This is a genomic window from Mesorhizobium sp. WSM3879 (genome assembly GCF_002294915.1).
Lineage (GTDB): Bacteria > Pseudomonadota > Alphaproteobacteria > Rhizobiales > Rhizobiaceae > Mesorhizobium.
The window spans coordinates 244,396-269,533 of record NZ_NSFZ01000002.1 but is presented as its reverse complement, the minus strand read 5'-3'; the positions used below and the strand labels follow the sequence as shown (position 1 = coordinate 269,533).

Annotated in this window: 26 protein-coding genes and 1 pseudogene; 16 read left to right on the top strand and 11 right to left on the bottom strand. The window is 64.4% G+C overall.

Annotation, left to right across the window (positions count from 1 at the left end; all coding sequences use genetic code 11):
• Positions 1 to 15: 15 nt before the first annotated feature.
• Positions 16 to 1,197 carry an MFS transporter gene (locus tag CK218_RS04695; protein WP_095776280.1) on the bottom strand — a complete coding sequence of 394 codons (1,182 nt, stop codon included), beginning with the start codon at positions 1,195 to 1,197 and terminating at the stop codon, positions 16 to 18.
• Between the two features lie 48 nt (positions 1,198 to 1,245).
• Here CK218_RS04695 and CK218_RS04690 point away from each other — a divergent pair, with 48 nt between their 5' ends.
• Positions 1,246 to 1,785, top strand: coding sequence for an Lrp/AsnC family transcriptional regulator (locus CK218_RS04690; RefSeq protein ID WP_095776664.1), 540 nt, complete (start codon positions 1,246 to 1,248; stop codon positions 1,783 to 1,785).
• A 9-nt stretch (positions 1,786 to 1,794) separates the two neighbouring features.
• Here the strand turns inward: CK218_RS04690 and CK218_RS04685 are convergent, their stop codons facing one another.
• Together CK218_RS04685 and CK218_RS04680 are read right to left on the bottom strand one after the other, a co-directional pair.
• The gene (locus CK218_RS04685) at positions 1,795 to 3,081 is read right to left on the bottom strand and encodes a D-tagatose-bisphosphate aldolase, class II, non-catalytic subunit (protein WP_095827018.1); all 1,287 of its coding nucleotides are present in this window, start codon (positions 3,079 to 3,081) and stop codon (positions 1,795 to 1,797) included.
• Positions 3,078 to 4,025, bottom strand: coding sequence for a sugar kinase (locus tag CK218_RS04680; RefSeq protein WP_095827215.1), 948 nt, complete (start codon positions 4,023 to 4,025; stop codon positions 3,078 to 3,080). The genes CK218_RS04685 and CK218_RS04680 overlap by 4 nt, the downstream gene beginning before the upstream one ends.
• Before the next feature lie 218 nt (positions 4,026 to 4,243).
• Here CK218_RS04680 and CK218_RS04675 point away from each other — a divergent pair, with 218 nt between their 5' ends.
• Entirely contained in the window at positions 4,244 to 5,266 is a 1,023-nt protein-coding gene (locus CK218_RS04675) for a LacI family DNA-binding transcriptional regulator (protein ID WP_095827017.1), read from the top strand.
• A gap of 34 nt (positions 5,267 to 5,300) precedes the next feature.
• Here CK218_RS04675 and CK218_RS04670 read toward each other — a convergent pair whose 3' ends face one another.
• Positions 5,301 to 6,449 carry a Gfo/Idh/MocA family oxidoreductase gene (locus tag CK218_RS04670; RefSeq protein WP_095827016.1) on the bottom strand — a complete coding sequence of 383 codons (1,149 nt, stop codon included), beginning with the start codon at positions 6,447 to 6,449 and terminating at the stop codon, positions 5,301 to 5,303.
• Positions 6,450 to 6,633: 184 nt separating this feature from the next.
• On the opposite strand from CK218_RS04670, the gene CK218_RS04665 reads away from it, so the two are divergent.
• From CK218_RS04665 to CK218_RS04610, 12 genes are all read left to right on the top strand, one after another.
• A complete protein-coding gene (locus CK218_RS04665; RefSeq protein WP_095800983.1) occupies positions 6,634 to 7,434 on the top strand; it encodes a class I fructose-bisphosphate aldolase in 801 nt (266 codons plus the stop codon).
• A 3-nt stretch (positions 7,435 to 7,437) separates the two neighbouring features.
• Positions 7,438 to 8,388 carry a PfkB family carbohydrate kinase gene (locus tag CK218_RS04660; protein ID WP_095827015.1) on the top strand — a complete coding sequence of 317 codons (951 nt, stop codon included), beginning with the start codon at positions 7,438 to 7,440 and terminating at the stop codon, positions 8,386 to 8,388.
• Positions 8,389 to 8,476: 88 nt separating this feature from the next.
• The gene (locus CK218_RS04655) at positions 8,477 to 9,622 is read left to right on the top strand and encodes an ABC transporter ATP-binding protein (protein WP_095827014.1); all 1,146 of its coding nucleotides are present in this window, start codon (positions 8,477 to 8,479) and stop codon (positions 9,620 to 9,622) included.
• A gap of 120 nt (positions 9,623 to 9,742) precedes the next feature.
• The gene (locus tag CK218_RS04650) at positions 9,743 to 10,990 is read left to right on the top strand and encodes a sugar ABC transporter substrate-binding protein (RefSeq protein ID WP_095827013.1); all 1,248 of its coding nucleotides are present in this window, start codon (positions 9,743 to 9,745) and stop codon (positions 10,988 to 10,990) included.
• Positions 10,991 to 11,119: 129 nt separating this feature from the next.
• Positions 11,120 to 12,016, top strand: a complete 897-nt coding sequence (locus CK218_RS04645) for a sugar ABC transporter permease (protein WP_095776286.1) — start codon at positions 11,120 to 11,122, stop codon at positions 12,014 to 12,016.
• A 5-nt stretch (positions 12,017 to 12,021) separates the two neighbouring features.
• Positions 12,022 to 12,864, top strand: a complete 843-nt coding sequence (locus CK218_RS04640; protein WP_095827012.1) for a carbohydrate ABC transporter permease — start codon at positions 12,022 to 12,024, stop codon at positions 12,862 to 12,864.
• Between the two features lie 63 nt (positions 12,865 to 12,927).
• The gene (locus tag CK218_RS04635; protein WP_095827214.1) at positions 12,928 to 13,749 is read left to right on the top strand and encodes a sugar phosphate isomerase/epimerase; all 822 of its coding nucleotides are present in this window, start codon (positions 12,928 to 12,930) and stop codon (positions 13,747 to 13,749) included.
• Between the two features lie 4 nt (positions 13,750 to 13,753).
• Positions 13,754 to 14,830 carry a Gfo/Idh/MocA family oxidoreductase gene (locus tag CK218_RS04630; RefSeq protein ID WP_095827011.1) on the top strand — a complete coding sequence of 359 codons (1,077 nt, stop codon included), beginning with the start codon at positions 13,754 to 13,756 and terminating at the stop codon, positions 14,828 to 14,830.
• A complete protein-coding gene (locus tag CK218_RS04625) occupies positions 14,830 to 15,648 on the top strand; it encodes a sugar phosphate isomerase/epimerase (RefSeq protein WP_095827010.1) in 819 nt (272 codons plus the stop codon). The genes CK218_RS04630 and CK218_RS04625 overlap by 1 nt, the downstream gene beginning before the upstream one ends.
• A complete protein-coding gene (locus CK218_RS04620) occupies positions 15,648 to 16,466 on the top strand; it encodes an alpha/beta hydrolase (protein WP_066989033.1) in 819 nt (272 codons plus the stop codon). The genes CK218_RS04625 and CK218_RS04620 overlap by 1 nt, the downstream gene beginning before the upstream one ends.
• Positions 16,463 to 17,185, top strand: a complete 723-nt coding sequence (locus CK218_RS04615; protein WP_095827009.1) for a ribulose-phosphate 3-epimerase — start codon at positions 16,463 to 16,465, stop codon at positions 17,183 to 17,185. Before CK218_RS04620 ends, CK218_RS04615 begins: the two co-directional genes overlap by 4 nt.
• A complete protein-coding gene (locus CK218_RS04610; protein ID WP_245430550.1) occupies positions 17,185 to 18,243 on the top strand; it encodes an ROK family protein in 1,059 nt (352 codons plus the stop codon). Before CK218_RS04615 ends, CK218_RS04610 begins: the two co-directional genes overlap by 1 nt.
• On the opposite strand, the gene CK218_RS04605 is transcribed toward CK218_RS04610, so the two are convergent.
• Positions 18,209 to 18,766 carry a hypothetical protein gene (locus CK218_RS04605; RefSeq protein WP_245434889.1) on the bottom strand — a complete coding sequence of 186 codons (558 nt, stop codon included), beginning with the start codon at positions 18,764 to 18,766 and terminating at the stop codon, positions 18,209 to 18,211. The genes CK218_RS04610 and CK218_RS04605 overlap by 35 nt on opposite strands.
• A 221-nt stretch (positions 18,767 to 18,987) precedes the next feature.
• Between CK218_RS04605 and CK218_RS04600 the strand changes: the two genes are divergently transcribed.
• Complete coding sequence (locus CK218_RS04600; protein WP_095827008.1) at positions 18,988 to 19,944, top strand: LysR family transcriptional regulator; 957 nt, start codon at positions 18,988 to 18,990, stop codon at positions 19,942 to 19,944.
• Between the two features lie 49 nt (positions 19,945 to 19,993).
• Positions 19,994 to 20,128 (top strand): annotated as a pseudogene (locus CK218_RS31040) (NAD-dependent dehydratase); the annotation flags it as partial.
• Between the two features lie 7 nt (positions 20,129 to 20,135).
• Here CK218_RS31040 and CK218_RS04590 read toward each other — a convergent pair.
• The 6 genes from CK218_RS04590 to CK218_RS04565 all read right to left on the bottom strand — a co-directional run bounded on the left by CK218_RS04590 (position 20,136) and on the right by CK218_RS04565 (position 25,076).
• Positions 20,136 to 20,843, bottom strand: a complete 708-nt coding sequence (locus CK218_RS04590) for a GntR family transcriptional regulator (RefSeq protein ID WP_066989406.1) — start codon at positions 20,841 to 20,843, stop codon at positions 20,136 to 20,138.
• A gap of 118 nt (positions 20,844 to 20,961) precedes the next feature.
• Entirely contained in the window at positions 20,962 to 21,708 is a 747-nt protein-coding gene (locus tag CK218_RS04585) for an aspartate/glutamate racemase family protein (RefSeq protein WP_095827007.1), read from the bottom strand.
• 11 nt (positions 21,709 to 21,719) lie between these two features.
• Complete coding sequence (locus CK218_RS04580) at positions 21,720 to 22,442, bottom strand: ABC transporter ATP-binding protein (RefSeq protein WP_095827006.1); 723 nt, start codon at positions 22,440 to 22,442, stop codon at positions 21,720 to 21,722.
• Complete coding sequence (locus CK218_RS04575) at positions 22,439 to 23,218, bottom strand: ABC transporter ATP-binding protein (RefSeq protein WP_095776295.1); 780 nt, start codon at positions 23,216 to 23,218, stop codon at positions 22,439 to 22,441. Before CK218_RS04575 ends, CK218_RS04580 begins: the two co-directional genes overlap by 4 nt.
• Positions 23,219 to 23,221: 3 nt before the next feature.
• The gene (locus CK218_RS04570; protein WP_095781824.1) at positions 23,222 to 24,202 is read right to left on the bottom strand and encodes a branched-chain amino acid ABC transporter permease; all 981 of its coding nucleotides are present in this window, start codon (positions 24,200 to 24,202) and stop codon (positions 23,222 to 23,224) included.
• A 7-nt stretch (positions 24,203 to 24,209) separates the two neighbouring features.
• Positions 24,210 to 25,076 carry a branched-chain amino acid ABC transporter permease gene (locus CK218_RS04565; protein ID WP_066989049.1) on the bottom strand — a complete coding sequence of 289 codons (867 nt, stop codon included), beginning with the start codon at positions 25,074 to 25,076 and terminating at the stop codon, positions 24,210 to 24,212.
• Positions 25,077 to 25,138: the final 62 nt, after the last annotated feature.

Below are 25,138 nucleotides of genomic sequence, written 5' to 3'. Positions count from 1 at the left end.
AAGCGACACGCAAGCCTATTGCCGGGCAGAGCGCCACGCTGCGGCCGATGCCGCCACCAGCATCAGCAAGGCGGCGACCAGGGCGCAGTTGGCGAAGCCGAGGGCGGTGTAGAGCGGGCCGAAACCGGCGGTGCCGACGGTTACGGCGAAATAGGTGACTGCGCTGTTCAGGCCCATAATCGTGCCGCGCCGCGCGGCGTCGAGCGCGGTGAGCCGCATCACCAGAACGTTCAGCCCGAAATGGTTGGCAAGGCCCCAGACGGCGATCGTCGCCATCAGCAGGCCGAAGGTGCCGCTGGCCGAGGCGATCGCCACATAGACGGCGGCGACCAGCAGATAGGCGAAGGGCATGACACGGCGGGCGCCGAGACGGTCGATGACGCCGTCAAGCAGCGCCGCCGCGCCGAAGCCGAGCCCGTAAGCGATCGCCGCCAGCCCGTTGGCGCTGACCGGCTCGCCGAGACCTTCATGGAGATGATCGCCGAGATAGCCGTAGACGCCATAGAAGGCGGTCATGAAGGCGCCGCAGGCGATCAGCAGCGGCAGGATTCCGGGCACAGCCAGCGCGCCGAGCGGCGACGGTGCCGGACCGCTTTTCCTGGTGTCGCGCAGCGAGCTGACCGACAGGCCGGCGACGGCGGCTCCGGCGAGAAGCGCGACAGCGGCGAAGACGGCCCGCCAATGGATCAGATCGGCAAGCACCGCCGACAGCGACACTCCGGCGACCATGGACAGCGTCCAGCCGGTCAGCACGACGCCGATCGTTCCGCTCTCACGGCCGGGCGGCGCGATCGCTGCGGAGCTGGCGTAGATCGCCGGCATGGCGACGCCAGCAGCGATGCCGGCAACGAGCTGGGCCGCGACCAGCGCCGCCACCGTCGGCGCGAGCGCGCTGCCCACCAGCGCCAGCGCAAGCAACAGCAATGCGCCCTGCAGCATGCGGCGGGCGCCGATCCGGTCGATATAGCGGGCAAGAAAAAGCGCGCTGGCCGAGGTGCCGAGGCCGAAGGCAGCGGCGGCCGTCATCACCGCCGGCACGCTTGCCGCGAAGGATGCCGCGACGGCGGGCGCTATCGGCCCGAGAACCAGTGAGTTGGAGCCGATGACGGCGATGCAGCCGGTGAGCAGGTAGGCTGCGGCCGGGATCGGTGCACGGGACGCCGCAGCCAGAATCGCTGATTGATCACTGTTCGACATATCTCCATAATGGCCGAATTGAATTCAGCATCAATGGAGAATTTCCAAATGGACTCAGAAACAGATGACGTTCAGCGGAACAAGCAGCCAACCCGTGAGGTCGACCCGATCGACCGAAAAATATTAGGCGTTCTGGTCGATGATGCGACCATCAGTTATGCCGAGCTCGGCGATCGCGTCGGCCTGTCGCCACCGGCGGCGCATGAGCGGGTGAAGCGGCTCAGGCGCAGCGGCGCCATCCGCGCCACCTCGGCGATCATCGATCCGAAGGCGGTGAAGAAGCCGCTGCTCGCCTTCGTGCACATCGATACCAGGGGCTGGGGCAAGACGCCGGAATTGATGGCGATCTCGGAATGCCCGGAAGTGGAAGAGATCCATTCGGTCGCCGGCGACACCTGCATGCTGCTCAAGGTACGCACCGAGGATACAAGGGCGCTGGAAGGCCTGCTGTCGCGTATCTACGAGACGCCGGGCGTGGTCTCGACGCGCAGCTATGTGGTGCTTTCAACCTATCTCGAACGGCCGGTCCAGCCAGAGATCACGGCCGAATGGCCGGCACCCAAACATATGGCGACGCCTGTCTACTAATCCACCGGCTTAGGGGGTCGTGGCGCTGCGATAGATATCGAGGACGCGCGTGACGCTGGCAATCAGAAGCTCATGCGCGGTCGGCGTGATCCGACCGGCGCCGACCTCGGCATCGAGATGGCCGAGATACTGGCTAATCAGGGGGCGTGGAATTTCACGCTTGCCGAGTGCCGCCAGCAGCGCTTCGGTCGCATGCTGTGCGTCGGGCAATGGCCAGTAGTAGCGGATGCGGTCGCTGAAGGAGAAATGCCGCTGCAGGCGCTGCTCATCAGGCGTTCCCGGATAATATTTCTGCCAAATGCCGGGCGAGGCCAGCATGATGCGTTCCATCGCGGCCGTCAGGCTTTCGCGCGAGGGATCGGGCGCGAGCGCGTCGGCGATGTGGCTCAGGCCATAGAGCGCCTCGCGCAACGCGAAGGTGAGCCAGGGGCCGACCTTGAGGATGTCGAAGCCGTCGCGCACGAGCGCGGCCAAAGCTTCCGCGGGCTGATAGTCGGTCGAATGCGCCTCGAAGACGAATTGCGGCTGGCTTTCCAGGGCAGCGACCAGCTTCGTCGCCCTCTCGGGCGCATAGGCGATGATGTCGGCATTGCCGAATTCGACGCCGGGCTGAACGACGACACCGACGGCCCGGGCAAAAGCGGCATCGAGGCCGAGACGGGAGAAGGCCTGGCGATGGAGCTCGACCGTGCGGAGCGCATCGGCCGGCTCGGTCACATGCATATGGTCGAGCGCTTCCAGCGCGCCGCCCGGAACCGGCACTTCGGTGCCGATGATGTAGACGGGTTTTTCACCGCCCGAGCGGGCGACCGCCGCCTCGGCAACCGCCGCAAGCTCCGCCGCGCGCGCGGCAATCGTCTCGTCGGCGAGTGCCACGGAATCGTCGGCACAAGCCATGCTGGTGTCGAGATGCAGCTTGGTGAAGCCGGCGGAGGCATAGGCGTCGATCATCGCCGCCGCCTTGTTCATCGCTTCCGCCGCGGGCAGATGCTTCCACGGATTCGGGCCGAGGTGATCGCCGCCGAGGATCAGCCGGTCGAACGGAAAGCCGGTCCTGCCTGCTTGCGTCTCGACGAAGGCTCGAAAGGCGGCCGGGGTCATGCCGGTATAGCCGCCCTCGTGATTGACCTGGTTGCAGGTCGCCTCGATCAGCACATCGGCGCCATTCCTCGCGCCGTGGCGGAGCGTCGCTTCGATCACCAGCGGGTGCGCCGAACAGATCGAGGCGATGCCGCCCTTCGCGCCTGCCGCGCGGCGAGCGGCGATGCCAGCGAATCTTGTCGTGGCGCCGGTCATGCGCGTGCGGTCGCTTTTGCGATGAAGGCCTCGACGTCGGCGAGCCGGTGAATGCCTTCCATCGGCCCCTTGCGGGTAACGGCGAGCGCGCCGCAGGCATTGGCGATGCGCAGTGCATCGGCGGGCGAGGCACCGCGCAGCCAGAAGGAAACGAAGGCGGCGCCGAAGCAATCGCCGGCGCCGGTCGGATCGACTTCCTCGACCACAAAGCCGGGCATGGCGAGCGTGCCCTTGCGGTCGTGATAAGTGGCGCCATCGGCGCCTTTCTTCAGCACGATGCAGGAGATGCCTTGCCCCAGCAATTCGTGGACCGCGGCCTGTTCGTCGCTGGCGGACGAGAAAAGGAACAGTTCGTTGCCGCTCGGCAGGAAGACATCTGTCTGCGCGAGCACATGATCGAGCGCCTGACGCGTGCCGGACGCCTGCATGATCTCGCGACGGATGTTCGGATCGAAGGACACCGTGCCGCTCTTGGCCTTCACGGCCGCGATCGCGGCGAGTGCGACGTCGGTGGCGCGATCGGAAAAAAGCGAAGAGCCCATGACATGGACATGATCGGCTCCGGCCAAGAGCCGCTTCGCGGCATCGTCCATTTCCAAAAGGCCGGCGGCGCTGTTCCGGATATTGAAAACAAAATGCCTGGATGCATCGGTCCGGTAGGCGACGAAGGCGGTGCCGGTTGCATGGCCTTCACGGACGGCGATTGCCGAAACGTCGGCGCCGAGCGCGCTGAGCCGGTCGATGTTCAACTGGCCGAAATCGTCCCCGCCGACGGCGCCGATGAGACCCGCAGGCTGGCCGAGCGCCGCCGCTTGGCCGATGAAGATCGCCGGGGCGCCGGACGGAAAGGGGCCGGCGAGCGGACCGGGCTCGAGGAAGCTCTGGCCGATTGATTCCGCCATGATCTCGACGAGGATCTCGCCGGCTGAGACCAGCTTCTTCATCACGTCCTCCCAGCATTCGCCATGCATGGCTTTAGGGCTTGGAATACGGCCCCCTCTTTTTCACGTCAATTAATAAATTTACGCATGAAATAATTTCTCCGGACGCGTTGAAACTTGCGGAGGTTCCTGTAAAGTTTCAACTTGCAGGCGCACGCCGATGCGCCGTATGAGCGCCGGAGCAGCCCATGGGAGCGAGGTTCCATGCCGCGAGGGTTTGGATGCCGATGACTCACAAGACGATGGAGGAGTTCGCCCGTTCCTGCGGCGTCTCCAGGCCGACCTTGTCGAAATTCTTCGACGATCCGACCAGCGTCAAGCCGGCGACGCGAAAACGCATCGAGGATGCGCTGCGCTCGTCCGACTATCAGCCCAATCTGTTCGCGCGAAACCTCAACCGCAAGCGCACCCGCAGCATCGGCATCGTCGTGCCGACGGTGACCGACCCGTTCTATTCCGAGATGGTCAGCCGCATCGAACTCAGGCTGCGCGACGAAGGCTATTGGCCGATCGTCATTTCCTCGCATGGATCGAGCGAACTGGAAGCCGAGGCGACGCGGACGATCCTGTCGTTGAGGGTCTCCGGCGCGCTGATAGCACCGCTCGGCCGGCGCTCGGACCAGCGAGCGATCGAGAAGCTGACGCAGGCGATCCCGATTGTCTATTTCGACACCTATCTCGAAGGCGGCACGCCTTTCGTCGGCAACAACAATGTGCAGAGCATGTCGACCATCGTCGACTATCTCTGCCGCTCGGGCGATGCCCCGGTCTATTTCGATATTCCGCACGTCAATCATAATTCGCGCGAGCGGGTGGAGAGTTATGTCGATGCCATGAAGCGGCTCGGGCAGGAGCCGCTCGTCTTCGGCAATACCGACGACTACACATGGGAATTCGAACGGATCGGCTACGAACAGACGGAAAAGCTGCTCGGCAATGGCGGCCTGCCGGGCAAGACCATATTGTGCGCCAACGATCGTCTCGCCTTCGGCGTGATGGCGGCCGCCTTCTCGAAAGGGCTGAAGGTGGGCCGCAAGGCGGATTGCGACCTGCGGGTGGCTGCGCATGACGATCATCCGCTCAGCCGCTACACCTGCCCGGCGCTCACCACCATGTCGCAGGATTTCGCGGCGATGGCCGGAAGCAGCGTCGAGACGCTGCTTACCCTGCTCGACGAGGACGGCGCGCCCGTCGCGCCGAAGGTCAGTCTCGACGCGACGCTGGTGATGCGCCAGTCGGCCTAGGGATACCGAACTCCCGCTGGGCGATCACGGCGCCTCAGGCAAGCAGGCTCGCCGCCTCGTCTTCGCCGAGCAGCGGCGGCTGGTCGACCGAGCCGACGACGGCGACGGAGTTCCGGCTCTCGCCGGAGGCGAGGATCGCTTCCATGATCTCGAGCACGTGCAGCGCCAGTTCGCCGGACGCGCGGGGTCTGCGCCCTTCCGACAGCGACCGCGCCAGGTCGGCGACGCCGAGCATGCGATAGTTGGCGCGGTCCGGTGCAGCATAGGGCCAGTTGCGCGCGCCGTAGAGCTCGCCTTCGCTCTCGAAATCCTTCCAGTCGGCGCCGTGCGCCGATAGCGAGACCGTGCCGCCAAACGTGTCGGGATCGGGTAGCCTGAGCGAGCCTTCCGTCCCGTGCAGCTCGATCGGATGGTTGGAATGCTTGAAGACGTCCCAAGAGGCGCCGAAGGTGACGGTGGCGCCGCAGTGGAATTCGAGCAGCGACAGGATGTTGGTCGGCGTGCCGACCCTGAAGCTGGTGTTTTTGTAAGGGCCTTCGGCGGTGATCAGGCGCTCGTCCTGACCGCGCGTCGTCATCGCCATGACGCGGGCGACCGGGCCGAGCAGGTTGACCAGCATCGTCAGGTAGTATGGCCCCATGTCGAACACCGGACCGCCGCCCGGCTGATAGTAGAATTGCGGATTGGGATGCCAATGCTCCATGCCGCGCCCCATCATGAAGGCGGTGCCGGTCACGGCGCGGCCGATCTCGCCCTCGTCCATTAGGCGTCGGGCACGCCGCCCGGCTGCGCCGAGGAAGGTGTCTGGAGCCGAGCCCAGCAGCAGATCGCGCTTCGCCGCCTCCGCGACCAGCCGGCGGCCCTCGCCGGCCGAGGTCGCCAGAGGCTTTTCCGTGAAGACGTGCTTGCCCGCGGAAAGCGCCGAATGGGTGATGTCGAAATGCGCCGACGGAACGGTGAGGTTGAGGACGAGATCGACCTCGGGATCGGCCAGCAGCGCGTCGACCGGCAGCGCGCGGATACCGTATTCCCTGGCCCGTAGCGCGGCCATGTCGGCGGAAATATCGGCGCAGGCGCGCAGTTCCACGCCGGCGAAAAGTGCTGCGTTGCGCAAATAGGTCATCGATATGTTGCCGCAACCGATAACGCCGATACCGAGCTTCGCTCCTGATTTTGCTTGCATTTTCCTTCCGACCTCCCATGCGGCACCGCCGCAGACAACCCGTTGCAACGGCGGCGGACCATGTTCGTGACTCGCTATAGCGCATTTTAAATCTTGACGCGCGTAAAATTTTTATAGAGCATGTGAAAATGCTGGCTCGACATCGGAGGCCGCCAGCTCAAAACGATTGAGGAATTTTGCACTCATGAGCCTAGGAACCAAGGTGCGCCTTGCGCGCCTCTTCTCGCATCCGTCCGGGAAGCTTTTTGGCGGCGCGGTCGACCACTTTGTCGGCTATGGCGACGTGCGCAAAGGCGGGCTTGCCGATCTGCCCGGTGCGCTCGCGCGCGTCATGATGGGCAAACCCGACTACGTCAGCATCCAGCCCGGCACCGCGCGCCATCTGTGGCCGCAATATGCGGGCAAAGCGTCTCTGGTGATCCAGGCGGGCTGCTTCACCCCAGACGATCGCATCAGCGAGCTGATTGCAACGCCGGAGGATGCGGTGCGCGCCGGGGCCGATGCGTTGGCCGTGGCCATTCCGGTGCGCGGCGCGACCGAGGGTAAGTACATACGCTGGCTGACCGACTCGGTGAATGCGGCGGCACGCTACGGCATGCCGGTGGTGGCGCATATCTACCCGCGCGATTTCACCGACGGAGCAAAAATCGTCTTCACCCCCGACGAGATCGCCTATGCGGCGCGCATCGGCTACGAGTCCGGCGTCGACGTGATCAAGATAGGCTACACGGGCGATTTCGAGTCGTTCCGAGAGACCGTCCGGACCTGCCCGGTGCCGGTTGTGATCGCGGGTGGTCCGAAGACCGAGACGCTGCTCGGCGCCCTTCAGCAGACGGCGGACGCCATACGTGCCGGCGCGCGCGGTGCCGTGGTCGGTCGCAATCTCTGGGGGCACGGCGATCCGGAGAAGGCGGCACTTGCCTTTCGGAGCGTCATCCATGACGGCCTTTCGGCAGAAGACGCCCTGGCGAAGGCGGGTGCCTGAACGATGCCCACCGTCCCTTCAATCCTCGGCTTCGGCGCTATTGCGATCGACGACATCGACTATGTCGATCAGCCGTTGTCGGCGGGCAAGGGGAAGGTTCTGCAAACTGCCCGAACTTTCGGCGGAAATGTCGCGACGGCCCTTGCCGCCGTCGCGCGGCTCGGCGGAACCGCCGGGTTCGTCGGATGGCTGGCCAGTGCCGCTGACGACGCCGTGCTGTGCGATCTCGTTGCGAGCGGAGTTGAAACCGCATTCGCGCCGCGCCACCCGCACGCACGCCCGGTGCGCTCGCGGATCACCGTCGGCTCGGATGGGGAGAGGTTCATCGCGTATGACGACGAAGCGATGCTGGGCACCGCGCCAGACTTTCCGGACGAGGTCCTCAGCCGCGCGGCCGTCCTGATCGTCGATAGTTACGCGATCCGGTCGATGGATGTCGTGGCTCGGGCTCGCGATCTCGGCCTTGCAATCCTCGGCGATATCGAATGGAGCAGCGGCCCAGCCACCGAGAGGCTGATCGGGCTCTGCGACCATCTTATTCTTCCCCTCGGGTTCGCGCGGGCTGCCACGGGCGGCCGATCGCCCGCCGAGATGCTCGACGCATTGTGGTTGCCGTCGCGGTCCGCCGTGGTTCTGACCGATGGCGGCAGGGGCGTCTATTATCGCGGACGCGACGAGACAGGGCTCTGGCACCTGCCTCCGCACCGGGTTGCCGTCGTCGACTCGACCGGCGCCGGTGACTGCTTTCACGGTGCCTATGCCCATGCATTGACGCGCGGAGCCGACACCGCAGGCCGGGTCGCATTCGCAGCGGCGGCCGCGGCCCTGTCGATAACGGGGCGTGGCGGGCGCGAGGCGCTGCCGACTGAGGGCCAGGTCACGGAACTCCTGGCATCGACGAATGCCCCGTCGGCAGTCGAACTGAAATCCGCGGAGCTCGATACCGGAACATAGCTGAAACTGTCTGAGGAAGATTTCGCAGGCGACCATAGGCCAATAATAATCATAAGAACGAACGGCTTTTACTTGTGGAGGGAGGAAGATGGCAGAAGTCATTCTTGAGAATATCTGCAAGACCTACGGGAACAACTTTCACGCAATCGACCAATTGAACCTGTCGGTCGAGGATGGCGAGTTCTTGATTCTCGTCGGGCCGTCCGGCTGCGGCAAATCCACCGCGTTGCGAATGATCGCGGGGCTGGAGGACGTGACAAGCGGCAGCCTTCGGATCGGCGGAGTCGACGTCGTCGACATGCCGCCCAAGGACCGCGACATCGCGATGGTCTTCCAGAGCTACGCGCTCTACCCGCATATGACGGTGTTCGAAAACATCGCCTTTTCGATGCGGCTGGCAGGCAAGCCGAAGGCCGAGCGCAAGAAGCGGGTGGACGAGATTGCCAAAACCCTTCAGCTGACATCTCTGCTCGACAGCAAACCCGCGAACCTTTCAGGCGGACAGCGTCAACGGGTTGCCATGGGCCGTGCCATGGTGCGTGAGCCGGCCGCCTTCCTCATGGACGAACCCCTTTCCAATCTGGACGCGAAGCTCCGTGTTCAAATGCGCGCCGAAATCACCAGCCTGCAAAAGCAACTCGGCGTCACGACCATATACGTGACCCACGACCAAACAGAAGCGATGACGATGGGGGACAGGGTCGCGGTGTTGAAGGGCGGCGTGCTGCAGCAGGTCGACACTCCCAAGAGACTCTATGAATCGCCGGTGAACGCCTTCGTTGCCGGCTTCATCGGTTCTCCCTCGATGAGCCTGTTCGAGGCGACTCTGACGGGCGACGAACTGATGTCCGGCACCTTCGCCATCCGGCTGCAGGACGCAGCCTTCGTGCGCAGGCCGTCCTTGAGGTCGTATGCGGGGCGCAAGGTCGTGTTCGGGATCCGACCGGAGGATCTCTATGACAGCAGTCTCGAATCCGGCCGCAAGTATCAGACGATCCCGGCAAAGGTGACCTCGATCGAAGAACTCGGGTCCGAACACATCGTTCATCTCAGCATCGACGCGGTGCGGGTGGACTCCGGCGATCCGGACGCGGTGCAGGATTTCGGCATGACCTCGAACGCGGTGGCGAAATTCGAACCGGTCAGCACAGTCCTGCCCGGCTCGGAGATCCGCTTGGCCGTAGACGACGCCAAGCTCCATTTCTTCGATCCCGAAACGCATCTGGCGATCTGAAGATTTGTCGCAGAGCCCGCAGGCAGGAGCGATGCGCCTGCGAAAGTACTCGTAAGAAGACTTCTGAATGAAGCAGACGATCGTCCGCATTGTGCGGTCGATCTTAAGAAGGAGGAGAAAATGACGTTTCGGATACGACCCGCGATGCTGAAAATGGCCGCGGCCGCGTGGCTGCTCGGCGCAACCGGCGCCATGGCGGACACGACGCTGGAATTCACGCAGTGGTGGGAGCCAGAGCTGCCCGCAGGCTCCTTGCGCAAGATCATGGATGATTTCGAGGCCGCGAACCCCGGGATCAAGGTGACGCTGGTCAGCGGCCCCTACGCGACCACGCGGGACCAGATCTCGGTCGGTGCGGCGACCGGCACGCTCAGCGACGTCGTCGGTCTCGACGGCGCCTGGGTGAACAATCTGAATGCGCAAGGTGCGCTTTCCGACATGAACCCGATGATGGATGCGAGCAAGTTCGACAAAGCCCAGGTCGCGGACATCATCAAGGTGGACGGCAAGGCCGTGATGTTCCCGGTCGCTTCGTTCGTCTATCCGGTGTTCGTCAATCTGGACCTCGCCGCCCAGGCAGGCGTGACCAAGCTGCCGTCGACCCGCGCGGAGTTTCTCGAAGCCGCCAAGAAGATGACCCATGCCGACAAGAACCAGTATGGCTGGGTGCTGCCCCTGTCGCTGCAAACACCGTCCGGCGTTCAGAACGACATGATGTCGTGGGTTTGGGCTTCGGGCCAGTCGATGATGGCGAATGGCAAGCCCGACCTCGAGGGCAAACCGGTGGTGGATATGCTCAGCTTCGTGAAATCGCTCAACGACGCCGGCACCATCTCGCCCGGCATCGCCACCAAGACGGAACAGGAGAAGGTCGAGGAATTCGTCAACGACCGGGTCGGGATGATGATCGACTCGCTCGCGCATGTGAACCTCATCCGCAAACGCAATCCCAAGCTGAACTTCGACCTCATCCCGGTCCCGGTCGTGGAGAACTACAACGGCAAGCGCGGCCTTCCCTATGCCTCCTGGGGCATCGGTATCTCTGCCGGCTCGAAGCACCAGGAGGAGGCTTGGAAGCTCGTCCAATATCTGATGAGTGAAAAGGTGAACGCCAAGCTCGTGTCGCTTGCAAACGCCTTCCCGGGCAACGTCAACGCCAAGCCCGATTTCGTGACGTCCGACAAGGCATTCGCAAAGGCTTTCGAAATCTTCAAGACCGGTTATCTCGCCAACGAGTTCACGGGTCTGCCGGTGGCGGAAGACCTGATGACCCAGTTCGACGTGGAAGCCCAGAAGATGCTTGCCGGCGAGCAGTCTCCGGAACAAGCCGCAGCCAACGCTCAAAAGGGCTGGATGGCGAAATTCTGATCGGCCTGTTCCCCGTTCACTTTCTCGACCGGGTGGCCTGACTTCGGGCAGGCCACCCGGCCACAACGGATCGGTGGACCCGTGTTCCGAAGCTCACCTTCTCTTGAAGGCGTATTTCAAGGTTGGCACATGACCCCGCAGAAGCGCTCCCATCACAGACTGAAACGAGCGGTCGCACCCTATCTCTATCTGTCGCCCTCGCTCCTCATAATCGGTCTTCTGATGCTGCTGCCGATGGTGACGGTGATTGCCTATTCGTTCCAGAACAGCGCGGTGCTGCGTCGCGACCCATCCTTTGCCGGACTGAAACATTACCAGGCGATCTTCGCAGATCCGGTGTTTTGGGCTTCGCTGTGGCACACGCTCTACTTCACTTGCATGAGTGTCGTTTTCCACATGACCATCGGCATGGTCTTCGCACTCATGCTGAACAGCGACCGCATCAATCCGACGCTGCGCAATATTCTGCGCGTGCTCTACATACTGCCTTGGCTGTTCACTGCGGTGATTATCGCCGTGATCTGGCGCCTCCTGCTTGAGCCGAACGGGGTCGTGAACAGCATTCTCATGCAGATGGGCATCATCGGTTCCAAGGTCGAGTGGTTTTCCTCGCCCGAGACCGCGCTGCACGCCGTCACCTTCGCCAATATCTGGGCGGGGTACCCGCTTTTCATGGTCAGCCTGCTCGCAGGGCTGCAGGGCATTCCCAAGGATTTCTACGAGGCCGCCGATATCGACGGCGCCAAGGCCTACCAGAAGCTGATCTTCATCACCATCCCGCAGTTGATGCCGATCATCATCAGCATCTCGCTGCTCGACTTCATCTGGACCATGCAGGTCTTCCCATTGATCTGGATAACGACGGGCGGTGGTCCGATCTACTCGACCGAGGTCCTCAGCACCTACACCTATAAGCTGGCGTTTTCGAGCTACAACCTGTCTCAGGCGTCGGCGAGCGCTGTGGTCATCCTGCTGATCTCGCTTGGCCTGACGCTGTTCTACATCCGTTATCAAAAGGCTCGATAGTCACCATGAGGAAAAGGCACACGCCGAAAGACAGGCTGATCACCGTCGCGCTCCATGTAGCGCTTGTCGCGGGGCTCTTTTTCGCGGCCTTCCCGATCTACTGGATGCTCAGCAGCTCGTTCAAGTCGAATACCGAAATCTTTGCCCTGCCACCAACCATCCTGCCGAAGGCCTTCACGCTGGAAGCGTACGCAGCCATCGTTGGCGACCCGGTAAAGCTGCGCTTCTTCTTCAACAGCTACTTCGTGGCGGCAGCGGTGACCGTGCTGACGGTGCTGATCGCCTTGCTGGCGGCCTACGGGTTCAGCCGCTTCAACTTTCGCGGCAAGGGCAGCCTGAACACACTCATCATCAGCACGCAGACGATTCCGCCGATCACGCTTCTCATCCCCTTCTTCGGGCTTGTCGTCTCGTATCGCATCTTCGACACCTATATCGCGCTGATCCTGACTTACCTGGTGTTTACGCTGCCCTACGCGATCCTGCTGATGACGGGATATCTCAACACCTTGCCCCGCGATCTCGATGAAGCGGTGGCTGTCGACGGCGGCACCAGTTGGACAGCGCTTTGGCGGGTGATCGTGCCGATCTCGCTGCCTGGTATCGTGGCGACGTCTGTCTACACCTTCCTGTTGTGCTGGAACGAATTTCTCTTTGCGCTGACGCTGACCAAGTCGACGTCCATGCGCACCGTGCCGATCGGCATCCAGCTGTTGATGGGGCAGCACGCCTTCGAATGGAACCAGATGATGGCGATGAGCGTGCTCGGCTCGTTACCGCTTTTGCTCATCTACCTCGTTGCCCAGAGATTCTTCCTCGCAGGCATGACCGCGGGCTCGGTCAAGTAGGACGTCCCTCCCATGAAGACGCAGAGCGACACCAAGGAATGGGCGGTATCAAGGAATGAAAGAATGAACGTGAAAGACCTCAAAGTCGGCTGCCAGACTTTTACCTGGGAGATGCTCGGCGACCGTTTTGGCGGCGGCCCGGACGATCTCATCAAGGCGATTTCCGACGGCGGCTATGCCGGCATCGAGATCACCGACACGATGATCGGTCGCTATGCCGGCAAGCCTGCGGAGTTCGCCGCCGCGTTGAAGGCATCCGGCCTCATGCTGGTCTCGTTCGCCTTCGGCTCGAAGAGCGGCTTCACGCTCAAGGAGAAAATCGGCGAGGACCTCGAAACCGCCGGTCGCTGGATCGACTTCGCCGCCGCCTTTCCGGGAGCGCTGGTGTCGATGGGCTCGGCAACCGTCGTCTCCGACGGCCCGCGCGACCACAAATTCGCCATCGCCGCCGAGGTCTACAACAAGGCCGGCGAGCTCGGCCGCAAGGCCGGCGTCCAGGTCGCGGTCCATCCGAGCTCGCACCACAACACTTTGCTTTTCGACCGCGCCGACTATGACCGCATCTTCGGGCTGATCGATGCGTCGCTGGTCGGCTGGGTGCCGGACACCGGCCACATCCTGCGCGGCCGTCAGGACATGGCCGATACGCTCACCACCTATCGCGACCGCATTCGCTATGTGCATCTGAAAGACGTCGATGCCAACGGCAGTTGGGCGATGCTCGGCCAGGGTGTCTGCGACACGGCTAAGGTGATCGAGATCGCCAGCGCCGCGCCCAACTTCAGCGGCTGGCTGGTGCTGGAGGAGGAATCCGAAACCGCCGCCGCCGATCCGGCTGGCGCGGTGAAGACCAATCGCCAGACCATGCGCGGCTACGGGGCTTGAGGCGATGATCCGCAAACAAGACCCTCGTCTTCGTGTCGGTGTGCTCGGCTGCGGGCCGATCGCGCAGTTCGCGCATCTGGAATCCTGCGTGAAGGCAGCCAATGCCGACCTCTACGCGATCTGCGACGCGGCGCCCGACCTGCTTGCGCGCATGAGCGCCACCTACGAGCCCGAAAAAATGTATGGCGACTATGACGAGATGCTCGCCGACCCCAAGTTGGAGGCGGTGATCGTCGCGACGTCCGACGCCTACCACGTGCCGATGTCGATCAAGGCGCTCGAAGCAGGCAAGCACGTGCTTTGCGAAAAGCCGATCGGCATTTCCGTCGAAGAAGGCGAGAGGCTGGCGGAAGCGGCCAAGCGCTCCGGCAAGGTGCTTCAGGTCGGGCATATGAAGCGCTTCGACCCGGCGCTGGAGGCGGCGCGCGATTTCGTGCGCGACGAGATGGGCGAGATCTTGGCGCTGAAGGCCTGGTATTGCGATTCCACCCATCGCTACACCAATACCGACGCCGTGCAGCCGCTGCCCGTCACCAGCAAGCTGGCGAGGAAGCCGGCCGGCAATCCGAAGGCGGACCTGAGACAGTATTTCATGCTGGCGCATGGCTCGCATCTGGTCGACACGGCGCGCTTCCTGTGCGGCGAAATCACCGCCGTGCGCGCGCGGCTCAACGAACGCTTCGGCGCTTATTGCTGGTTCGTCGAGACGGAGTTCGCCAATGGCGCGCTCGGCCATCTCGACCTGACCGTTGCGGTGCGCATGGACTGGCACGAGGGCTTTCAACTCTATGGCGAGAACGGCTCGGTGATCGCGAAGACCTTCAATCCCTGGTATTTGCGCGCCAGCGAGGTCGACATTTTTCATGAGAAGGACGCGACGTCGCGCAAGCCGCTCGGCGCCGACGGCCACTTCTTCCGCCGCCAACTGGAAGGCCTCGCCGACACGGTGCTCAACGGCGCGCCGCAGCGCGGCGCTACCGTGGAGGACGGGCTCGCTTCGATCCGCGCCATGGTGGCGATCGCCCGCTCGGTCGAAAGCGGCCAGCGCGTTGAGCTCGCCGGCGTCACCGGAGCGATCTGATGCAGGTCGGGGTGTTCGCCAAGACTTTTCCAGGCGGCGAGCCGGCCGGCGTGCTCGCCGCCGTTCGCGAAGCGGGCTTCGCAGTCACCCAGTTCAACCTTGCCTGCGCCGGCCTGCCGTCGATGCCGGACGATGTTCCCGACGAAGCGATCCGTACGATCGATGCCGCCGCTAAGGCTAGCGGCGTCGGTCTCGTCGCGCTGTCGGGAACCTACAACATGGCGCATCCGGACAGCCGGGTGCGTGATGACGGGCTGCGGCGGCTCGGGGTGGTCATTGAGGCAGCCGCCAGGCTTTCGATCCCGCTGGTGACACTGTGCACCGGAACGCGCAACGCCGAGGACCAATGGGCGCACCACCCCGACAATGCCGATCCCTCGGCTTGGGCCGACATGGCGCGGGAAATGGAGAAGGCGCTTCAGCTCGCCGAGCGCCACGGCGTCGATCTCGGCATCGAGCCGGAGCAAGCCAACATCGTGACCTCCGCCGATGACGCCGTGCAGCTGATTTCCGAGATGGGTTCGAACCGGCTGCGCATCGTGCTCGACCCTGCCAATCTGTTCGAGCGAGCGAATGCCGACGAGGCACGCGGCATCGTTGCCGAAGCGGTCGAGCGCACGGCGGGTCATGTCTCTTTGGCGCACGCCAAGGACCGCTTCGCCGACGGGCGCTTCGCCACGGCCGGACAAGGCGTGGTCGACTTCGACGACTTCGTCGCTCGCCTGAGGGCCACAGGCTTCGACGGGCCGCTGGTGACGCATGGGCTTTCGGCCGAGGAAGCGCCGCGCGTCGCCCGCTTCCTCAAGGGGCTCATGTGATGGGCACGCTGCTGCGCGACGGCGCCACGCTGCATATGACCGACACCGGCGAAGGCCTGGCGGTCGTCTTTCAGCATGGGCTCGGCGGCGGCGAGGCGCAGGTCGCGCAGACTTTCCCCGCAGGCTTCCGGCGCGTCACGCTGGAATGCCGCGGGCATGGCGGCTCTGGGCTCGGCAAGCGGCGGCCGTTCTCGTTCGAAATCTTCGCTGACGATGTGCTTGCCGCCGCCGATCGTGCCGGCCTCGACCGCTTCGTTGCCGGCGGCGTCTCGATGGGCGCCGCGATCGCGCTTCGCCTCGCCTGCCGTCATCCGCGGCGCGTCGCCGCCCTGGTCCTGGTGCGGCCGGCATGGACGTTTTCGCCGGCACCGCAGAACATGCGGCCGATCACCGAGGCCGCCGAGCTCATCCTGGAACACGGGACCGACAAAGGACGGACGATCTTCGCACGATCGGACACGGCCACGCGGCTCTACCGCGAGGCGCCCGACAATCTGTCCTCGCTGCTCGGCTATTTCGACCGGCCCGACGCCAAGGAGTTCGCGCAAGTGCTCGCCGACATCGCCAGCGACGGTCCAGGCGTTTGCGACCGCGACGTCGCGGCGCTCGAAATTCCTGGGCTGGTCGTCGGCAACGCGATGGACGCGGTGCATCCGCTGTCGAGCGCCTACACGCTTGCCGCCGCGATGCCGCACGCGGTCTTCGCCGAAATCACGCCGAAGGCGCGCAACAGCGCCAGACATTTCATCGAACTGCACGAGCAGATCAGTTCCTTCCTCCAGTCCAACTCGAATGCCCGGAGCCTCATTCCGTCATGACCGCCAAACCCGTCTCCGGACCCGCGGCAATAGCCGCACTGCCGCGCAACCGGCTTATCGGCGAATTCTCGCTGTGGTCGGCGGATCTCGCCAATATGGAGCGCGACCTGAATCGCATCGAACCCCATGCCGATCTGCACCACATCGACGTGGCGGACGCCCGCTTCACCCCCGGCTTCTTGTTCTTCCCCGACATGGTGGCGCGCATCGCCAGGCTGACGGCGAAGCCGATCCACGTTCATCTGATGGTCGAGGCCGAGATCGTCGAGGCTCAGACGCGCCAGTTCATCGAGGCTGGTGCCGATCTCGTCACCATCCATGCCGAGAACGGCGCGGCAGGCTTGCGCGCCGTGAAGCTGGCGCGCGAGCTCGGCGCAGAGGCCGGCGTGGTGCTGCGGCTGGAGACGCCGGTTGAAGCGATCGAGCCGTTCCTGCCACGCGTGGCCTTCGTGACGCTGCTCGGCACCTCGATCGGGGTCAAGGGACAGAGCCTGTCCGAGGAGGCCTGCCCAAGGCTGATCGAGGCTCGCGCGCTGATGAGGAAGGCCGGCCGCGAGGCCGACATCCGGCTCGCCGCCGATGGCGGCATCCGCCATGAGACGGTGCCGCTGCTGCGCGCCGCCGACGCCGACACGGTGGTGCTGGGCTCGCTCGCTTTCGGCGATCCCGATCTCGCCCAGCGCATGGCCTGGCTGCATGGACTGAAGGCCGCCGCCTGATGAGCACGATCGCCCTTGCCTTCGATCTCGGCGGCACGGAGCTGCGCGGCGCGCTGGTCGAGCGCAGTGGCGAGGTTGTCAAGCGCGTCTCGGCGCCGACGCTCGCCGGCGCCGGATCGGAAGCGGTCATCGGCCAGATCATCGCGCTGGCGGACAGGCTGCTTAAAGAACACCCGCAGGCAAAGGTCAGCGGCATCGGAATGTGCGCGCCGGGGCCGCTCGACCCCAAGGCAGGCATCGTCATCGGGCCGCCGACGCTCGCCGGCTGGCACAACGTGCCGCTGATCGACATCCTCAGCCGCCAGTTCGGCTTGCCGGTACGGCTGGAGAACGACGCCAATGCCGCGGCGCTCGGCGAGTGGCGTTTCGGCGCCGGCCGCGGCGCGGGCTCGCTGGTCTTCGTCACCGTCTCGACCGGCATCGGCGGCGGCGTGGTCGCTGATGGCCACATCTACCATGGAAGGCGCGGGCTCGCGGCCGAGATCGGCCACATGACCATCACCGGCGAAGGCGACCGCTGTTTTTGCGGCAACGTCGGCTGCTTCGAGGCCGTTGCTTCCGGCACCGCGCTCGGGCGCCGGGCGACCCGCCTCACCAAGCCAGGGGACGGCTCGGTGCTCAGACGTCTTTCCGACGACGGCGACGTCTCGGCCCGGCATGTCGTGAATGCCGCGCGCGCCGGCGACGCGGCCGCCTGCGAACTGGTCGAGACCGAGGCGAAATGGCTGGGCATCGGCTTCACCAATCTCCTGCATCTCTATTCGCCGGACCTGATCGTCATGGGGGGCGGCCTCGCAAACGGGTTCGATCTGCTGGCGCCGGGCATCAGGGCGACGGTCGAGGAACGCGCCATGCAAGCCTATCGCAACGTGCCGATCGTGCCGGCCGAGCTCGGCGATCGCGCCGGGCTGGTCGGCGCGGCAAGCCTGATCCTGTGGGAGGGCGAGCCGGGAACGTCGCTGGCGATGGTGCAGAATGAGCAAACGAAGCTCGGCGAAACGACCGGCGCTTCGGCCCGATCGATCATCGAACGGATGAAGGAGAGCGAAGGGAACTGAGACCGCCCGCCTTCCTATTGTCCGCGCCCGGCTCGGTCTTGGGCTGAGGTCGCGCCAGAAGATAAAGGGCGGCCACGTGCGTAATCATCAGCAGGGGCACATAGATGATCGGGATCGCGTATGCGGCGCCCAGCTGCCCGGCCTGCTCGGGCAGATGAAGCACGGTGCCGTGATAGTAGTCGCCGACGAGGTCGACTATTCCCACCAGATTGAAGGCCGCGACGGACGGCCAGAAGATCGAGGACCGCTTCACGCCAAGCAGCGCCAGCATGGCCAGCAGCCCGGTCGCGAAATCGCCATAGGCGGCAAAGACCGCGAAGTCCGCCGGGAGGTTCGGGCCAGCCACGCCCGGAACCAGGAAGACCAGCCCGAAGAAGCGGAAGCTGTGCAGCGTCGCGATAGCGCGCTGCGCCTCGACGCGGTCCATGAGCCTGAGCCTCGGCCAGATATAGGCGCCGAAGCAGAGCAGCCACGGGACGTAGCCCAGGACGAGATGGATGTTGAAGATCGTCGCCGGCGTCATACTTGCCTCCCGTTAGAGATTGGCTGGAACGGCTTCGAATACCGCCTTCAGGATACCGAGACGGCGTTCCAACAGAGATTTAGCGAAGGCGGCGGCCCCGACGCCCGCAACCGCACGCGATCCAAATCGTCCGTCATTGCCACTTCCCTCCAGCCTTCCAATCGACAACACAGATACGACCGCTTTGCGCCGGGAACTATCCGCGATAATCTCAATGGGTCATGAAGCAAAACTTCACAGTCCGGCATGGCGCCCTCGACGGCGTCGAGGCGTTCCTGAGCGTCGCCAGGCATCGCAATTTCCGCAAGGCGGCGGCGGAGCTCGGCGTCACGCCGTCGGCGATCAGCCAGGCGGTGCGGACATTGGAAGCGCGCATCGGCGCCGCGCTGTTCGTCCGCACGACACGCAGCGTCGGCCTGACCGAAGCCGGCGAGCGTTTTTTCTCGCGTGCCCGGCCAGCCTTCGAGGAATTGGTAGCAGCAAGCGAGGTCGCGCGCGAAGTCGGCCAGCGGCCGGCTGGGCTTTTGCGCCTGTCGGTACCGCCTGCGGTGGTGCCGACGCTGCTGGAGCCGATGATCGCGTCCTTCTGCCAGGCCTATCCCGAGATCGAGCTGGAGATCGTCGCTAGCGGCGAGCTGGCGGACCTCGCAGCCGAGGGATTCGACGCCGGTATCCGGCTCGGCGACCTCATCGCGGCCGACATGGTCGCGGTTCGGCTGACGCCGTCCTTCCCGATGGTGGTCGTCGGCAGTCCCGACTATCTACGCCAGCGAACAACGCCGGAGCGCATCGAGGATCTGCGCCACCATGCCTGCCTGCGCCTGCGCCGATCGAACGGTTCGGTCGCGCCGTGGCGCTTCGCCAAAGGCAACAAGGCGGTCGAGGCAATCGTTTCCGGGCCGTTCATTGCACACGACTATCCCACGCTGCTTGGCGCTGCGATCCAGGGCGCCGGGCTTGCCCAGGTGCCAAGCCCGATTGCCGCCGCGGCGCTCGCGGACGGGCGCCTCGAAACGCTGCTTTCGGCCTTCGCCGCGACATCGCCGGGTGTCTTCCTCTACTACCCGGAAAAACATCAGGTCCTGCCCAAACTGCGCGCATTCATCGATCACATCAGGCATCGAGGCGGCGCCGAGACCTCCCGAAAACGGCCGAGGGAACGGCAGGCCCAGGTCTAGCGCATCAGGCCGATCGGGCAGCGATCCACGACTGGATGGGGTGGCGATAGCGCAGGCCGGCGTCAAAGTATCGGTAGTGCCGCTTCCGCAGGTGCATGACACGGTGAAGCAAGGCCTGATCTCGCCGCTGGTGGCGCTGACCCGCGCCAAGGGCATGTCAGCCTATCTCGGCCTCGGGGCACACGCCTCCTTCAGGCGCGGAGCAGATCAGCGAGGCTGTCGGACTTCTCGACCTTGTCGGTGAGATCGAGCCCGGAGAGCAGATCGACCAGATGGCTGTTCATCAGCGCCGCGGCGTCGGCGCTGTCGCCGGCTTCAATGGCGTCGACCAGTGCGTGATGGGCATGTTTCTCGCAGGTCGCGTCGCGGCGTTTCCAGTAGAGCGCGATGATCAGCGAGGAATGCGAGACGAGGTCGCGCACGAAGTTGGTGAATACCGAATGCGCCGCGATCTCGGCGATGCCGACATGGAAGCGCGCCGACAGCATGATGGCGTCGCTGTCGCGACCGGCATGCAGCGCCTCATGCTCCTTCTCCAGGTGCATTCGCAATTGCGCGATGTCGGAGGGCACCGCCGCCTTGGCGGCGAGCGCCGCCACCTTGGGCTCGATCAGCGCCCTTGCCTCGAACACTTCGCGCGCCTCGATCTTCGAGGGCTGCGCGACGAAGGCACCGCGGTTGGGCTCCAGCCGCGCCAGCCGGTCATGCGCAAGGGCCTGCAAGGCGGCGCGGACGACGGTGCGACTCACCGAATAGATCGACGCCAGCTCGTCCTCCGGCAGCTTGGTGCCCGGGGCGAGACGATGGCTGACGATGGCGTCTCTCAGCCCATAGTAGATCGGCGACCAGCGCGCTGCCGGCTTGTCGTCGCGATCGTCTTCTCTGAGTACCGTCAACATGCTTTCAATGCGCAGGCCCGACGCGGCCCGCTCTGCCCCCAAATCGCCAGCGGCCGGTCCAATCTAATGGCGCTCGCGCCCCGGTCAATCCCGCGGGACCGATCTCCCGGGGCCACGTTTACCCAGGCGAACCGGCGCCCGGGGGAGACGCCGAAGCGAAGATACCCGCGAAACGCTTGCCTCGCGGGGCGGCATAGCCGCCGATCTTCGATGTCTTCAAGCCGACCTTGAACAGGCTCTCGGCCAGGGTGACGGCGCAGACGACGCCGTCAAGCACCGGAACGCCATGCTCTTCCGACAGGCTGTGCGCAAGGTCGGCCATGCCGGCGCAGCCCAGCACGATCGCCTCGGCGTGATCCTCGCGAATGGCGCGCGCGATCTCGTCCGAGATCCGATGCCTGGCGTTCGAGCCTGGCCGTTCAAGCTCGAGCACGGCGACTTCCGACGAGCGCACTTTGGCGCAGCGCGAGGAAAGACCGTATTTCGCAAGGTTGTGCTCGATGGCGGGGACTGAGCGGGCGAGCGTGGTGACGACGCTGAACTTGCCGGCGACAAGGCTGGCGAGATGGAAGGCCGCCTCGCCGATGCCGATGACCGGCGCTTCGGTCGCGCAGCGCGCGGCGTCGAGCCCGGTATCGTCGAAGCAGGCGATCACATAGGCGTCCGCCGCCGGCGCCTTGCTCAGCTCGGCGATGATGCCCGGTACGGCGAACACCTCGTCGAAATAGCCCTCGATGCTCGGCGGACCATCGGCCGGATTGACAGCGACGATTTCGGTTCCTGATGAGGCGACGCTTGTCGCCGCCTTGCCGATCTTGCCGGTCATCGACGCGGTCGTGTTGGGGTTGATGACGAGTATGCGCATTAAAATCAGCCTCAGATCTCGCCGCCGAGATAAAGACGCTTGACCCGGTCGTCGCTCAGCAATTCGGCGGAGTTGCCGCTCAGGGCGACGCTGCCGGTGGTCAGCGCATAGGCGCGCTGCGAAATGCGAAGCGCCATGCGGGAATTCTGCTCGACCAACAGAACGCTGACCTTCTCGTCGCGGTTGATGGCGACAATCGAGCGGGCGATGTCCTGGACAAGTCTTGGCGCGACTCCGAGCGACGGCTCGTCGAGCAGCAAAAGCTTCGGCTTGGCCATCAGCGCGCGGCCGATGACCAGCATCTGCTGTTCGCCGCCGCTCATCGTGCCGGCAGCTTGGGAGAAGCGCTCCTTCAGCCGGGGAAAGCGCCCCAGCACCATCTCCAAGGTCGCCGCGATCTCGGCCTTGCTCGAGCGCGTGAAGGCACCCATCAAAAGGTTGTCCCTGACCGTCATATAGGGAAAGACGCGGCGCCCTTCCGGCACCATGGCGATGCCCATCTTGACGATCTCGTCTGGGGCGGCGCCGTCGATGCGCTTGCCGCTGTAGTGGATCTCGCCGGACCTTATCCGGTTGAGCCCGGTGATGGCGCGCAGGATCGACGACTTGCCGGCGCCGTTGGCGCCGATCAGCGCGACGGTCTCACCCTCATTGACCTCGAGCGAGACGCCCTTCAGCGCATAGACGTGATCGTAATAGAGTTCGACGCCGGCGAAGTTCAGGATCTGGTTCATAGCCCGATCGCCTCGTCTTCGCTGCCGAGATAGGCTTCGATGACCTTCTCGTTGGCCTGGATTTCCGACGGTGTTCCCTCGGCGATCTTCTGCCCGAAATTGAGCACCACGATGCGGTCCGAGATCTTCATCACGGCCGGCATGTCGTGCTCGACGAGCAGGATGGTAAGGCCGAGATCGCGCAGGCGCCGCACCATCGCCACCATGCGCATCGTCTCCTCGTGGTTCATGCCGGCAAAGGGCTCGTCGAGCAGCAGGATCGAGGGATCGGTGGCAAGGCCGATGGCGATGCCCAGCGCCCGCAAATGGCCATGTGGCAGGTTGCGGGCGATCTCGCTGGCAAGCGAAGCCAGGCCGAGCAGCGCCAGGATCTCGTCGGCGGACTGGCCGAAAGCCGCTTCGTCTGCCTTGGCCGTGCCGGTGCCGAGAAAGAAACCGACGAGGCTCGCCTTCGAGCGCAGATGATGCGCGATGATGACGTTGTCGCGCACGCTCATGTTCTTGAAGATCGTCGTTTCCTGGAAGGTGCGCACGACGCCCTTGCGCGCGGCAATATGCGGCGCCATGCCGGAGATGCGTTCACCCTTCAGGCGGACCTCGCCGGACGTTGGCCTGAGGAACGACGAGATCAGCTTGAACAGCGTCGATTTGCCGGCGCCGTTCGGACCGATGACCGAGAGAATCTCCTTCTCGCGCACCGAGAAGGAGACGTTGTTGACCGCGACGAGACCGCCGAAGCGCTTGGTGATGCCGGAAACTTCGAGCATTTCGGCCATGGCTCAAGCCTTCTTCCGGGTCGGAACCGTGAGGCTGAGCAGGCCGTTTGGCAGCACCAGCATCAATACGATCATCAGGCCGGAATATATCAGGAGCTGGAACTGGCCGGTCTGGAACAAGAGGTCCCAGCCGAAATAGAGCACCAGCGTGCCGAGCATCGGACCGAACACGTAGCCGAGGCCGCCGAGGAAGCAGTTCAGCATGAAGTTGACGGAATCGGTGACCGTGAAGCTCGACGGATAGATCGACTGCGAGATGGCGGCGAAGATGGCGCCGGCAAGCCCACCGAAGAAGGAGGACACCGCATAGGCGATGACGCGCAGATAGGCGATGTTGACGCCGATCGAGGAGGCGAGTTCCTCGTTCTGCTGCAGCGACTGGCAGAGCTTGCCGATGCGCGAGTTGACCAGCCGATACATCACCGCGAAGCAGCCCACCATCAGCGTGACCGCCAGCAGGTAGAACGCGAGCCGCGAATTCTGCAGCGTGGCGAAGTCCGGGATGATGGTCAGCCCGAAGACCGAGAGCGCGCCGGGCAGCGGGATGCTGACTATGCCCTTGGCGCCGTTGGTGATCGGCAGCGCCAGCGCCAAGAGCCGCACGACCTCAGTCAGAACCAGCGTCACCATGGCGAAATAGACGCCGCGCAACCGCAGGATCGGCAGACCGATCAGCACGCTCGCGGCGGCGCAGAAGAGACCGGCGACAGGCAGCGTCAGCCAGAACGACCAGCCGTGGTTCATCACCAGTATGGCCGAGACATAGCCGCCCATCAGCGCATAGGCGCCCTGGCCGATATTGATGCGGCCGATGTAGAAGGTGAGCCACACGCCGGCGCTGGCGATGCTGAGCAGCGCCACCGAAGTCAGCGTGTAGTAGAGGTCGATGCGGCCGCTTGCCGAGATCGCGGCCGGCACGGCGATGAAGACGATCGCCAGGAAGGTTGCGACCGAAGCGATCTTCATGTTGCGATTGCGGGTCATGGCGCGCTCAACCCCACGGCTTGCCCATCAGCCCGTTGGGGCGGATCGACAGAAACACCATCAGGGCGGCGAAGATGACGAGGTAGGTGACGTCGCCATATTCGCGCAGCGCGGTGAGGCCGACCGATTCCATCATGCCGAGGATGAAGCCGCCGGCGATCGCCCCGCCGACGACCCCGGCGCCGCCGATCATCACCATCAGGAAGGCCTTGATCGAGATCGGGCCGCCAATGCCGGAATTGACGCCGGTGATGGTGACCAGCAGGCCGCCGACAACGCCCGCCAGCATGGCGCCGAGCGCGAAGCCGATCATCGAATAGCGGTCGACCCTGACACCCATCAGCTGGGCCGCGACACGGTCCTGGGCGAGCGCGCGCATGGCGCGGCCGACCCGGCTGTACTGCATGTAAAGGACAAAGGCGGCGATGAAGACGATGGCCAGAGCGCCGACAACCAGGCGGTCATAAGGCATGATGATGCCGGCTTCGTTGAAGACGCCCTTGACGATCTTGGGAACGCCGCGCTGCTTCTCACCGAACATGAGCAGGATGACGGCGTCGAAGAAGAAGGCCGTCGCCGCGGCGAGCAGCATGGTGCTCTCCTCGCGGTGACTGCGGCGGATAACCGTTCGAAAGAGGAATCTCTCCATCAGCGCGCCGATGACGGCGAGCGTCACGCCGGAGGCCAGCAGCGCCACCACGAAAGGCAGGCCGAGTTGGCCGTAGACGGTATAGGTGATGAACCCGCCCAGAACGTACATCTGCCCGTGGGCGAAATTCAGCACGTTCATCAGGGCGAAGATCAGGGTTAGCCCGAGCGCGATCAGCGCGTACTGGGCGCCGAGATACAATCCGTTGGCGATGACCTGTTCCATGGATCCTTCGATCTTCCGCGGGGTCCGAGCATCGCCCGGACCCCCGGCATTCGGGAGGAAGT

Bases quoted from the DNA above. Each gene is read 5' to 3' on its own strand.
- CK218_RS04685 (WP_095827018.1), bottom strand. From the start codon at position 3,081: ATGACCGGCGCCACGACAAGATTCGCTGGCATCGCCGCTCGCCGCGCG.
- CK218_RS04600 (WP_095827008.1), top strand. From the start codon at position 18,988: ATGAAGCAAAACTTCACAGTCCGGCATGGCGCCCTCGACGGCGTCGAG.
- CK218_RS04615 (WP_095827009.1), top strand. From the start codon at position 16,463: ATGACCGCCAAACCCGTCTCCGGACCCGCGGCAATAGCCGCACTGCCG.
- CK218_RS04665 (WP_095800983.1), top strand. From the start codon at position 6,634: ATGAGCCTAGGAACCAAGGTGCGCCTTGCGCGCCTCTTCTCGCATCCG.
- CK218_RS04610 (WP_245430550.1), top strand. From the start codon at position 17,185: ATGAGCACGATCGCCCTTGCCTTCGATCTCGGCGGCACGGAGCTGCGC.
- CK218_RS04565 (WP_066989049.1), bottom strand. From the start codon at position 25,076: ATGGAACAGGTCATCGCCAACGGATTGTATCTCGGCGCCCAGTACGCG.
- CK218_RS04675 (WP_095827017.1), top strand. From the start codon at position 4,244: ATGCCGATGACTCACAAGACGATGGAGGAGTTCGCCCGTTCCTGCGGC.
- CK218_RS04670 (WP_095827016.1), bottom strand. From the start codon at position 6,449: ATGCAAGCAAAATCAGGAGCGAAGCTCGGTATCGGCGTTATCGGTTGC.
- CK218_RS04680 (WP_095827215.1), bottom strand. From the start codon at position 4,025: ATGAAGAAGCTGGTCTCAGCCGGCGAGATCCTCGTCGAGATCATGGCG.
- CK218_RS04580 (WP_095827006.1), bottom strand. From the start codon at position 22,442: ATGAACCAGATCCTGAACTTCGCCGGCGTCGAACTCTATTACGATCAC.
- CK218_RS04640 (WP_095827012.1), top strand. From the start codon at position 12,022: ATGAGGAAAAGGCACACGCCGAAAGACAGGCTGATCACCGTCGCGCTC.
- CK218_RS04605 (WP_245434889.1), bottom strand. From the start codon at position 18,766: ATGACGCCGGCGACGATCTTCAACATCCATCTCGTCCTGGGCTACGTC.
- CK218_RS04620 (WP_066989033.1), top strand. From the start codon at position 15,648: ATGGGCACGCTGCTGCGCGACGGCGCCACGCTGCATATGACCGACACC.
- CK218_RS04660 (WP_095827015.1), top strand. From the start codon at position 7,438: ATGCCCACCGTCCCTTCAATCCTCGGCTTCGGCGCTATTGCGATCGAC.
- CK218_RS04650 (WP_095827013.1), top strand. From the start codon at position 9,743: ATGACGTTTCGGATACGACCCGCGATGCTGAAAATGGCCGCGGCCGCG.
- CK218_RS04570 (WP_095781824.1), bottom strand. From the start codon at position 24,202: ATGACCCGCAATCGCAACATGAAGATCGCTTCGGTCGCAACCTTCCTG.
- CK218_RS04590 (WP_066989406.1), bottom strand. From the start codon at position 20,843: ATGTTGACGGTACTCAGAGAAGACGATCGCGACGACAAGCCGGCAGCG.
- CK218_RS04630 (WP_095827011.1), top strand. From the start codon at position 13,754: ATGATCCGCAAACAAGACCCTCGTCTTCGTGTCGGTGTGCTCGGCTGC.
- CK218_RS04655 (WP_095827014.1), top strand. From the start codon at position 8,477: ATGGCAGAAGTCATTCTTGAGAATATCTGCAAGACCTACGGGAACAAC.
- CK218_RS04645 (WP_095776286.1), top strand. From the start codon at position 11,120: ATGACCCCGCAGAAGCGCTCCCATCACAGACTGAAACGAGCGGTCGCA.
- CK218_RS04635 (WP_095827214.1), top strand. From the start codon at position 12,928: ATGAACGTGAAAGACCTCAAAGTCGGCTGCCAGACTTTTACCTGGGAG.
- CK218_RS04625 (WP_095827010.1), top strand. From the start codon at position 14,830: ATGCAGGTCGGGGTGTTCGCCAAGACTTTTCCAGGCGGCGAGCCGGCC.
- CK218_RS04690 (WP_095776664.1), top strand. From the start codon at position 1,246: ATGGACTCAGAAACAGATGACGTTCAGCGGAACAAGCAGCCAACCCGT.
- CK218_RS04695 (WP_095776280.1), bottom strand. From the start codon at position 1,197: ATGTCGAACAGTGATCAATCAGCGATTCTGGCTGCGGCGTCCCGTGCA.
- CK218_RS04575 (WP_095776295.1), bottom strand. From the start codon at position 23,218: ATGGCCGAAATGCTCGAAGTTTCCGGCATCACCAAGCGCTTCGGCGGT.
- CK218_RS04585 (WP_095827007.1), bottom strand. From the start codon at position 21,708: ATGCGCATACTCGTCATCAACCCCAACACGACCGCGTCGATGACCGGC.